A 9,316-nucleotide genomic window follows, 5' to 3' on the forward strand; every position below is an offset into this window, starting at 1 on the left:
CCAGTCGAACCAGACACGCCAGGTTGCGGCCGTGGCTGCCCACCTGGGCATGAAGTGCGTGCTCGTGCAGGAAAACTGGGTGAACTACTCCGACGCTGTATATGACCGCGTCGGCAACATCGAGATGTCGCGGATCATGGGAGCGGATGTGCGGCTTGATGCTGCAGGTTTCGACATTGGAATTCGGCCGAGCTGGGAAAAGGCCATGAGCGATGTCGTGGAGCGCGGCGGCAAACCGTTTCCAATTCCGGCGGGCTGTTCCGAGCATCCCTATGGAGGGCTCGGGTTTGTCGGCTTCGCTGAGGAAGTGCGGCAGCAGGAAAAGGAGTTGGGCTTCAAGTTTGACTACATCGTGGTCTGCTCGGTGACCGGCAGTACCCAGGCCGGCATGGTCGTCGGTTTCGCGGCTGACGGTCGCTCGAAAAACGTGATCGGGGTCGATGCTTCGGCGAAACCGGAGCAAACCAAGGCGCAGATCCTGCGTATCGCTCGACATACCGCTGAACTGGTGGAGCTGGGGCGCGAAATCACTGAAGAGGATGTGGTGCTCGATACGCGTTTCGCCTATCCGGAATATGGCTTGCCCAACGAAGGGACGCTGGAAGCGATTCGCCTGTGCGGCAGTCTTGAGGGGGTGTTGACCGATCCGGTCTACGAGGGCAAATCCATGCACGGCATGATTGAAATGGTACGCCGCGGGGAATTCCCTGACGGCTCCAAAGTTCTTTATGCCCACCTGGGCGGCGCACCTGCGTTGAACGCCTACAGCTTCTTGTTTCGCAACGGCTGAGCTTGGCGCCGCCAGGAAAACGCAGGACTGGGTAGGAGCGGGCAAGCCCGCTTCTACAGTAATTGCGTCTTCCAGTCGTTCCCTTTGCCAACTCAAGTCCAACTCACGCGGGAGTACCGCCATGCATGCGATATCGCAGTTCGCCGTCTGGGTCAAAGAGCCTCTGGCGAATGCCGGGGTTGTCATCGTTACCAGTGCCGCGTTACCCAAATACGTGATTGACAAGCTGCATGTGGCGATCGACGACTGGGATCAGGTTGCCTATCTGGTCGTCAAGCAACCCAGGGAGTTGATGCTCGACTGGTTGCGTGTCGGGTTCAATTCAGTGGAGTCACCACAGGTCTCTAGTTGTCACGCCAGTGAACTGCTGCGTTCGGTATCCAAAGGCTGCTTTTTACTCGATGTTGACGTCAGCCCGATACCGGACCTTGCCTGGCTGGGGTCTGTCTGCGGCCATCCATTGCGTGTCGTGAATCCGGGAAATACAGGCCAGTCCACCGCTGCGATGGATAAACAGGTGGAGATGATTTTATCGATGACCCGGACCTTGGCGAAAAGCGTATTGCAAGAACGCTGCGTCATTTGACGAAGACAGCATCAATTCACCTGTTGAATCAACCACTCAAATAAGAAAGACAACGCCTGTGAGCCGAACTTCCGACTATCGCTTTAAATCCAGGAAGTGGGTGCGCGAGCCTTCCAGTTGTACGCGCGTCGTTGTTGTCGCGATAGGGCTCAGTAGTGACCACGTTGATCTGATACATCACGGTTTCAGTTGCTTCGACAACATCGCGCTGATGCATGTCGACGCAGCGGACGCCGGGTTTCTAGTCGGTCTGCAAGCCCCGGAGTGTGACTACTTCCTTGTAATCGCCGGGGAACTGGATAAGCGTTTTTTACATGATTTATCGATGCGCAAAACAAGCATCTACCAGATAGCAGAGGGCGCCCGAGCCGAACGTTCCGTCATTGACGCGGTGGAGCAAGTTAAACGCCTGGCGCGGGTGAGTTCTTCACAGCGCCTTGAAATTGACGCCCCCGGTTTTGCTTCGCTTGCATCGACCTGTTGAGCAGTGCCGCCGTTGATGCTTATTTCAATAACAACAAAGGAGCACCTTCAGATGAATAGCAACATGTGCGAGCGCTCGGCGCTGTGGCTGTGTATGGCATTGCCATTACCGGCGGCGGCACAGGCTGATTTGAGAATAGGGTGACCTGACTCGTTCCGACTATGTGATGTACCAGTGGAACAAGGACGGCAAGTATCAACAACTGCAACAGTGAATCGGGCAGCTGTGAAGACAGCGTTTTCCAAGGTTTTGATGCGTTCAATCAATTTGCTGGAGGTGGCTATGAATCCATCTGATCTTCAGGTCCAAAATCCGGGCCAAGTCGTTGAAGATACTCAAGAGGTCGCCGAATGGCGTGATGCCTTGCTTTCGGTAATTGCCCATGGTGGCAGTGTCCAAGCCAAAAAAATCCTCGACATGCTGGTGGCCGTGGCGGGCGCCTCGGACATTGGCTGGCAGCCCACCCACGGCACTCCCTACATCAATACCATCAGTGTCGAGCGTCAGCCGGTGTTTCCGGGAGACTTGGCCATCGAAGAGCGCCTCGCCTCGATCATGCGCTGGAATGCGTTGGCCATGGTAGCCAGGGCCAACCATGCCTATGGCGAATTGGGCGGGCACATCGCCAGTTACGCCAGCGCCGCTGATCTGTTCGAAGTGGGCTTCAACCACTTCTTCAAGGCGCGAACCGAAAGTAACGGCGGCGATCTGGTGTTCTATCAGCCGCATTCAGCACCGGGTGTCTATGCCCGGGCCTTTCTTGAGGGGCGTCTCGACGAGAAGGATCTGGAGCACTATCGGCAGGAGATTGGCGCTCGAGCCAATGGTGCGCGCGGCTTGTCGAGTTATCCGCATCCGTGGTTAATGCCAGACTTCTGGCAATTCCCGACCGGGTCCATGGGCATCGGTCCAATCAGTTCGATTTACCAGGCGCGATTCATGCGTTATCTGGACCATCGGGGTTTGCAAGATACCAAGGGCAGAACCGTTTGGGGCGTGTTCGGCGATGGGGAAATGGACGAGCCGGAAAGTATGTCGGCGCTGACTCTGGCCGCAAGGGAAGGGCTCGACAACCTGGTCTGGGTGGTCAATTGCAACCTGCAACGTCTGGACGGTCCGGTTCGTGGCAATGGCCGCATCATCGATGAGCTTGAAGCACTGTTCGGTGGGGCCGGCTGGAACGTCGTCAAACTGGTCTGGGGCTCCGATTGGGATGGCCTGTTTGCGCGGGATACCGATGGCGCTTTGGTTAATGCGTTGTCCAACACCGTCGATGGCCAGTTCCAGACCTTCGCGGCAAAAGACGGGCGTTTCAACCGAGATCATTTCTTCGGCCAGAACGAGGCTTTGGCTCATCTGGCCCAGGGTCTGACCGATGAGCAGATTGATCGCCTCAAACGCGGTGGTCACGACATGGTAAAGATCTTTGCCGCCTATCAAAACGCAATGCTCGAAGGCAAGAAGCCCACGGTTATTCTCGCGCAAACCAAGAAAGGCTTCGGCATGGGGGATGCCGGGCAGGGCAAGATGACCGTGCACCAGCAGAAGAAGCTCGACCGGGACGCGCTGATCGCGTTCCGCAATCGCTTCAACTTGCCGTTGACCGATGAGCAGGCTGAATCCCTGAGCTTCTTCAAGCCCGAGGAAGACAGCGCTGAAATGCGTTACCTGCATGAACGTCGTCGAGTGTTGGGCGGGTACATCCCTACGCGGCCTTCGACCTCCGTGTCATTGGCGGTGCCGGACATCCATAGCTATGCCGGGTTTGCGATCACTGCCGAAGACAAGGAAATGTCCACCACCATGGCCTTCGTGCGGATGCTCAGCGGGTTGCTGCGGGACAAGCAACTGGGGCCGCGCATCGTTCCGATCGTGGCCGATGAGGCGCGTACCTTTGGTATGGCCAGCCTGTTCAAGCAGATCGGCATTTACTCCAGCGTCGGCCAGCGTTATGAGCCGGAAGACATTGGTTCAATCCTCAGCTATCGCGAGGCTTTGGACGGTCAGATTCTAGAAGAGGGCATCAGCGAGGCCGGTGCGATCAGTTCCTGGGTGGCCGCCGCGACGAGTTATTCGGTACATGGCCTGCCCATGCTGCCGTTCTACATCTACTACTCGATGTTCGGCTTCCAGCGCATCGGCGACCTGATCTGGGCGGCGGCGGATCAACGCGCTCGCGGCTTCCTGCTCGGCGCCACCGCAGGACGCACGACCCTGGGCGGCGAAGGCCTGCAACACCAGGACGGCAACAGCCACTTGATGGCGTCGATGGTGCCCAACTGCCGCGCCTACGATCCGGCGTTCGCCGGTGAGTTCGCGGTGATTCTGGACCACGGCATGCGCCAGATGCTGGAGCACCAGGTGGACGAGTTCTACTACGTCACGTTGATGAATGAGAGCTACCCACAACCCAACCTTCCGGAAGGTGTCGAAGACGCGATCATCAAGGGTATGTATGCGTTTGAGTGCTATGAGGTGGAGCATGCCCGAGGTAGCGTCCAGTTATTGGGCTCCGGCACGATTCTGCGCGAAGTGATTGCCGCAGCCGAATTACTCGCCAGCGACTGGGACATCGACAGCCAAGTGTGGAGCGTCACCAGTTTCACCGAGCTGGCACGTGATGCCCGTGAAGTGGAACGCTGGAATCGTCTTCACCCCGATCAACCGGCGCGGCAGAGTCACGTGCACGCGTCGCTCAACGCTTCGATGCCGATCATTGCCTGTACCGATTACGTTCGCGCCTTGCCACAGTTGATCGGCAGCTATCTCGACGCCCGTTATACCGTGCTCGGCACCGACGGTTTCGGCCGCAGCGATACCCGCACCAGACTGCGGGCCTTCTTCGAAGTTGACCGCCATCAGATCGTTTTGAGCGCTCTGACTGCCTTGGTTCATGAGGGGCTTCTTGATGCGAGTGTCTGTGCCGAGGCCATCGCCAAGTACACCATCGATGTTGACAGCATGGCGCCTTGGGAAGCCTAGCGGCTGGCGTTGGATCGTATCGAATTTTGGGTCTTACAGGTCATGCCGGCTGGCACCGGCCTGACTACTTTTCAGGAAGTGTTTATGAATAACGTGCATGAAGTTCGTATGCCTGACATTGGCGATGCCAAGGATGTGGGGGTTATCGAAATCCAGGTCAAGGTGGGGGATGCGGTAGTCGAGGGACAAACCCTGATCATTGTCGAGACAGACAAGGCGTCCATGGAAATTCCATCGTCGCACACCGGTGTAGTGCAATCTCTGGTGGTCAAACTGGACGATAAAGTCAGTGAAGGCTCGCCGATTGCTTTGGTCGAGTGTGAACTGCAAGCATCGCAGCCAGCGCAAGTGCTGGTTCAGCCACAGCCAGTCGTTGAATCGACGGCAGAGCCCATTGCAATAGAGGTTGAGCCGATGCCGGTCGCTTCAATCGAGGCACCTGGTCTGCTGACAAACTTGCCTCTGGCATCGCCCTCGGTGCGCAAGTTTTCCCGAGAGCTGGGAATTTCGCTGCAAAGTATTCAAGGGACCGGGCTGCGTCATCGCATCACCAAAGATGACGTATTGGCCCATGTGAAAGGGGCTTTGAGCGCTCAGCCGCTGACGGCCACTTCCTCGGCGGCTCAACCCTTGGGCGGATTGCTGCCGTGGCCGGTGGTCGATTTTGCCAAGTACGGGCCAGTGGAAACCAAGGCATTGTCGCGGATCCCCGGGTACCGAGCTCGAATTCGTAATCATGGTCATAGCTGTTTCCTGTGTGAAATTGTTATCCGCTCACAATTCCACACAACATACGAGCCGGAAGCATAAAGTGTAAAGCCTGGGGTGCCTAATGAGTGAGCTAACTCACATTAATTGCGTTGCGCTCACTGCCCGCTTTCCAGTCGGGAAACCTGTCGTGCCAGCTGCATTAATGAATCGGCCAACGCGCGGGGAGAGGCGGTTTGCGTATTGGGCGCTCTTCCGCTTCCTCGCTCACTGACTCGCTGCGCTCGGTCGTTCGGCTGCGGCGAGCGGTATCAGCTCACTCAAAGGCGGTAATACGGTTATCCACAGAATCAGGGGATAACGCAGGAAAGAACATGTGAGCAAAAGGCCAGCAAAAGGCCAGGAACCGTAAAAAGGCCGCGTTGCTGGCGTTTTTCCATAGGCTCCGCCCCCCTGACGAGCATCACAAAAATCGACGCTCAAGTCAGAGGTGGCGAAACCCGACAGGACTATAAAGATACCAGGCGTTTCCCCCTGGAAGCTCCCTCGTGCGCTCTCCTGTTCCGACCCTGCCGCTTACCGGATACCTGTCCGCCTTTCTCCCTTCGGGAAGCGTGGCGCTTTCTCATAGCTCACGCTGTAGGTATCTCAGTTCGGTGTAGGTCGTTCGCTCCAAGCTGGGCTGTGTGCACGAACCCCCCGTTCAGCCCGACCGCTGCGCCTTATCCGGTAACTATCGTCTTGAGTCCAACCCGGTAAGACACGACTTATCGCCACTGGCAGCAGCCACTGGTAACAGGATTAGCAGAGCGAGGTATGTAGGCGGTGCTACAGAGTTCTTGAAGTGGTGGCCTAACTACGGCTACACTAGAAGAACAGTATTTGGTATCTGCGCTCTGCTGAAGCCAGTTACCTTCGGAAAAAGAGTTGGTAGCTCTTGATCCGGCAAACAAACCACCGCTACCAGCGGTGGTTTTTTTGTTTGCAAGCAGCAGATTACGCGCAGAAAAAAAGGATCTCAAGAAGATCCTTTGATCTTTTCTACGGGGTCTGACGCTCAGTGGAACGAAAACTCACGTTAAGGGATTTTGGTCATGAGATTATCAAAAAGGATCTTCACCTAGATCCTTTTAAATTAAAAATGAAGTTTTAAATCAATCTAAAGTATATATGAGTAAACTTGGTCTGACAGTTACCAATGCTTAATCAGTGAGGCACCTATCTCAGCGATCTGTCTATTTCGTTCATCCATAGTTGCCTGACTCCCCGTCGTGTAGATAACTACGATACGGGAGGGCTTACCATCTGGCCCCAGTGCTGCAATGATACCGCGAGACCCACGCTCACCGGCTCCAGATTTATCAGCAATAAACCAGCCAGCCGGAAGGGCCGAGCGCAGAAGTGGTCCTGCAACTTTATCCGCCTCCATCCAGTCTATTAATTGTTGCCGGGAAGCTAGAGTAAGTAGTTCGCCAGTTAATAGTTTGCGCAACGTTGTTGCCATTGCTACAGGCATCGTGGTGTCACGCTCGTCGTTTGGTATGGCTTCATTCAGCTCCGGTTCCCAACGATCAAGGCGAGTTACATGATCCCCCATGTTGTGCAAAAAAGCGGTTAGCTCCTTCGGTCCTCCGATCGTTGTCAGAAGTAAGTTGGCCGCAGTGTTATCACTCATGGTTATGGCAGCACTGCATAATTCTCTTACTGTCATGCCATCCGTAAGATGCTTTTCTGTGACTGGTGAGTACTCAACCAAGTCATTCTGAGAATAGTGTATGCGGCGACCGAGTTGCTCTTGCCCGGCGTCAATACGGGATAATACCGCGCCACATAGCAGAACTTTAAAAGTGCTCATCATTGGAAAACGTTCTTCGGGGCGAAAACTCTCAAGGATCTTACCGCTGTTGAGATCCAGTTCGATGTAACCCACTCGTGCACCCAACTGATCTTCAGCATCTTTTACTTTCACCAGCGTTTCTGGGTGAGCAAAAACAGGAAGGCAAAATGCCGCAAAAAAGGGAATAAGGGCGACACGGAAATGTTGAATACTCATACTCTTCCTTTTTCAATATTATTGAAGCATTTATCAGGGTTATTGTCTCATGAGCGGATACATATTTGAATGTATTTAGAAAAATAAACAAATAGGGGTTCCGCGCACATTTCCCCGAAAAGTGCCACCTGACGTCTAAGAAACCATTATTATCATGACATTAACCTATAAAAATAGGCGTATCACGAGGCCCTTTCGTCTCGCGCGTTTCGGTGATGACGGTGAAAACCTCTGACACATGCAGCTCCCGGAGACGGTCACAGCTTGTCTGTAAGCGGATGCCGGGAGCAGACAAGCCCGTCAGGGCGCGTCAGCGGGTGTTGGCGGGTGTCGGGGCTGGCTTAACTATGCGGCATCAGAGCAGATTGTACTGAGAGTGCACCATATGCGGTGTGAAATACCGCACAGATGCGTAAGGAGAAAATACCGCATCAGGCGCCATTCGCCATTCAGGCTGCGCAACTGTTGGGAAGGGCGATCGGTGCGGGCCTCTTCGCTATTACGCCAGCTGGCGAAAGGGGGATGTGCTGCAAGGCGATTAAGTTGGGTAACGCCAGGGTTTTCCCAGTCACGACGTTGTAAAACGACGGCCAGTGCCAAGCTTGCATGCCTGCAGGTCGACTCTAGAGGATCGTGAGACACAAATCCTGAAGCGCATCAGCATGGGCGGGAGCAACAAAGAGGTGGCGCGTCAACTCGGCATCAGTCCGAGCACCGTGCGGACCCACGTCGAGAGCGTGTTCCGCAAACTGCAATGCACCACCCGTGCGGCCGCAACGCTCAAGGCATTGACGCTGGGGCTGATCTGAGTCTCACAGGGGAATTTGCGGCGTCGACAGGACTTGGCGCAGCCCCATGAACGAGCGGATCTGCCTGACGCCCGGCAGGTACAACAATTGGTCGGCATGCAGGCGGTTGAAACTCTGGCTGTCCTTGGTCCGCAACAACATGAAGTAGTCGAATTCGCCTGTCACCACGTGGCATTCCATGCAGCCCGAGACTTTTTGCGCGGCGGCTTCGAAGGCGGCAAACGATTCCGGGGTGGAGCGGTCCAGCACCACACCGATCAATACCACCATTCCCGCATCCAGTGCTTCGGTGTCGAGCAGGGCCACGATGGCCTTGATCAAGCCGGCCTGCTTGAGTCGGTCGACGCGACGCAGACAGGCAGGCGGACTCAATTTCACCTTTTCCGCCAACGCCACGTTGGAGATGGACGCGTCTCGCTGCAGCGCCTTCAGAATGGCACGGTCGGTTCGATCAAGCTGCAACGGCTCTGCAGCTTTTTCGTTTGCTTTAACATGGTTTTTTATTGCGTTCATATTGTTTTTTGCACAATAACGTTAGTGTTTTGTTTTTATGTACGGAATAAAGCATCTATTAATTGCTGTAATTTGCAACACAAATTTTCAGGTTTTTTCTTAAGATTGATTCATCGAAGCCTCCGTAAAAGAGCTTGGATATCACAACAATCAAGGAACAGCGCCATGAACCTGAATCGTTTTGAACGTTATCCGTTGACCTTCGGTCCATCCCCCATCACTCCCTTGAAACGCCTCAGCGAGCACCTGGGCGGCAAGGTGGAACTGTATGCCAAGCGTGAAGACTGCAATAGCGGCCTGGCCTTCGGCGGCAACAAGACGCGCAAGCTCGAATACCTGATCCCCGAGGCGCTGGCGCAGGGCTGCGACACGCTGGTGTCGATCGGCGGCA

At 55.2% G+C, this 9,316-nt stretch carries 8 protein-coding genes and 1 pseudogene; 7 read left to right on the plus strand and 2 right to left on the minus strand.

All coding sequences use genetic code 11. The features are described from left to right. From CRO59_RS27580 to CRO59_RS27600, 5 genes are all read left to right on the plus strand, one after another. On the plus strand, positions 1 to 790 hold a 790-nt coding region (locus CRO59_RS27580; RefSeq protein ID WP_256581065.1), incomplete at its 5' end, for a 1-aminocyclopropane-1-carboxylate deaminase. A 121-nt stretch (positions 791 to 911) separates the two neighbouring features. Beyond that, positions 912 to 1,376 (plus strand): hypothetical protein, encoded by a 465-nt coding sequence (locus tag CRO59_RS27585; protein WP_015096486.1) that lies wholly within the window; start codon positions 912 to 914, stop codon positions 1,374 to 1,376. 58 nt (positions 1,377 to 1,434) lie between these two features. Next, complete coding sequence (locus CRO59_RS27590; protein ID WP_177325103.1) at positions 1,435 to 1,860, plus strand: hypothetical protein; 426 nt, start codon at positions 1,435 to 1,437, stop codon at positions 1,858 to 1,860. Positions 1,861 to 2,142: 282 nt separating this feature from the next. After that, entirely contained in the window at positions 2,143 to 4,842 is a 2,700-nt protein-coding gene (gene mdeB, locus CRO59_RS27595; RefSeq protein ID WP_015096484.1) for an alpha-ketoglutarate dehydrogenase, read from the plus strand. An 84-nt stretch (positions 4,843 to 4,926) separates the two neighbouring features. Next, positions 4,927 to 5,652: a biotin/lipoyl-containing protein gene (locus tag CRO59_RS27600; protein WP_097093117.1), complete on the plus strand. Its 726-nt coding sequence runs from the start codon at positions 4,927 to 4,929 to the stop codon at positions 5,650 to 5,652. A 1,090-nt stretch (positions 5,653 to 6,742) separates the two neighbouring features. Here CRO59_RS27600 and CRO59_RS27610 read toward each other — a convergent pair. Next, on the minus strand, positions 6,743 to 7,603 hold the full coding sequence (locus CRO59_RS27610; RefSeq protein ID WP_000027050.1) for a broad-spectrum class A beta-lactamase TEM-116: 861 nt from the start codon (positions 7,601 to 7,603) through the stop codon (positions 6,743 to 6,745). 623 nt (positions 7,604 to 8,226) lie between these two features. Here CRO59_RS27610 and CRO59_RS27615 point away from each other — a divergent pair. After that, positions 8,227 to 8,412 (plus strand): annotated as a pseudogene (locus tag CRO59_RS27615) (response regulator transcription factor); the annotation flags it as partial. Positions 8,413 to 8,415: 3 nt separating this feature from the next. Here the strand turns inward: CRO59_RS27615 and CRO59_RS27620 are convergent. Further along, positions 8,416 to 8,925 carry an Lrp/AsnC family transcriptional regulator gene (locus CRO59_RS27620; protein ID WP_015096488.1) on the minus strand — a complete coding sequence of 170 codons (510 nt, stop codon included), beginning with the start codon at positions 8,923 to 8,925 and terminating at the stop codon, positions 8,416 to 8,418. Between the two features lie 165 nt (positions 8,926 to 9,090). On the opposite strand from CRO59_RS27620, the gene CRO59_RS27625 reads away from it, so the two are divergent. After that, on the plus strand, positions 9,091 to 9,316 hold a 226-nt coding region (locus tag CRO59_RS27625; protein ID WP_143503318.1), incomplete at its 3' end, for a pyridoxal-phosphate dependent enzyme.

The organism is Pseudomonas sp. LAMO17WK12:I5, from assembly GCF_900215165.1.
In the GTDB taxonomy this organism is placed as follows: domain Bacteria; phylum Pseudomonadota; class Gammaproteobacteria; order Pseudomonadales; family Pseudomonadaceae; genus Aquipseudomonas; species Aquipseudomonas putida_A.

Coding starts and splice junctions, on each gene's coding strand:
- CRO59_RS27585 (WP_015096486.1), top strand. CDS start 912: ATGCATGCGATATCGCAGTTCGCCGTCTGGGTCAAAGAGCCTCTGGCG.
- mdeB (WP_015096484.1), top strand. CDS start 2,143: ATGAATCCATCTGATCTTCAGGTCCAAAATCCGGGCCAAGTCGTTGAA.
- CRO59_RS27600 (WP_097093117.1), top strand. CDS start 4,927: ATGAATAACGTGCATGAAGTTCGTATGCCTGACATTGGCGATGCCAAG.
- CRO59_RS27610 (WP_000027050.1), bottom strand. CDS start 7,603: ATGAGTATTCAACATTTCCGTGTCGCCCTTATTCCCTTTTTTGCGGCA.
- CRO59_RS27620 (WP_015096488.1), bottom strand. CDS start 8,925: ATGAACGCAATAAAAAACCATGTTAAAGCAAACGAAAAAGCTGCAGAG.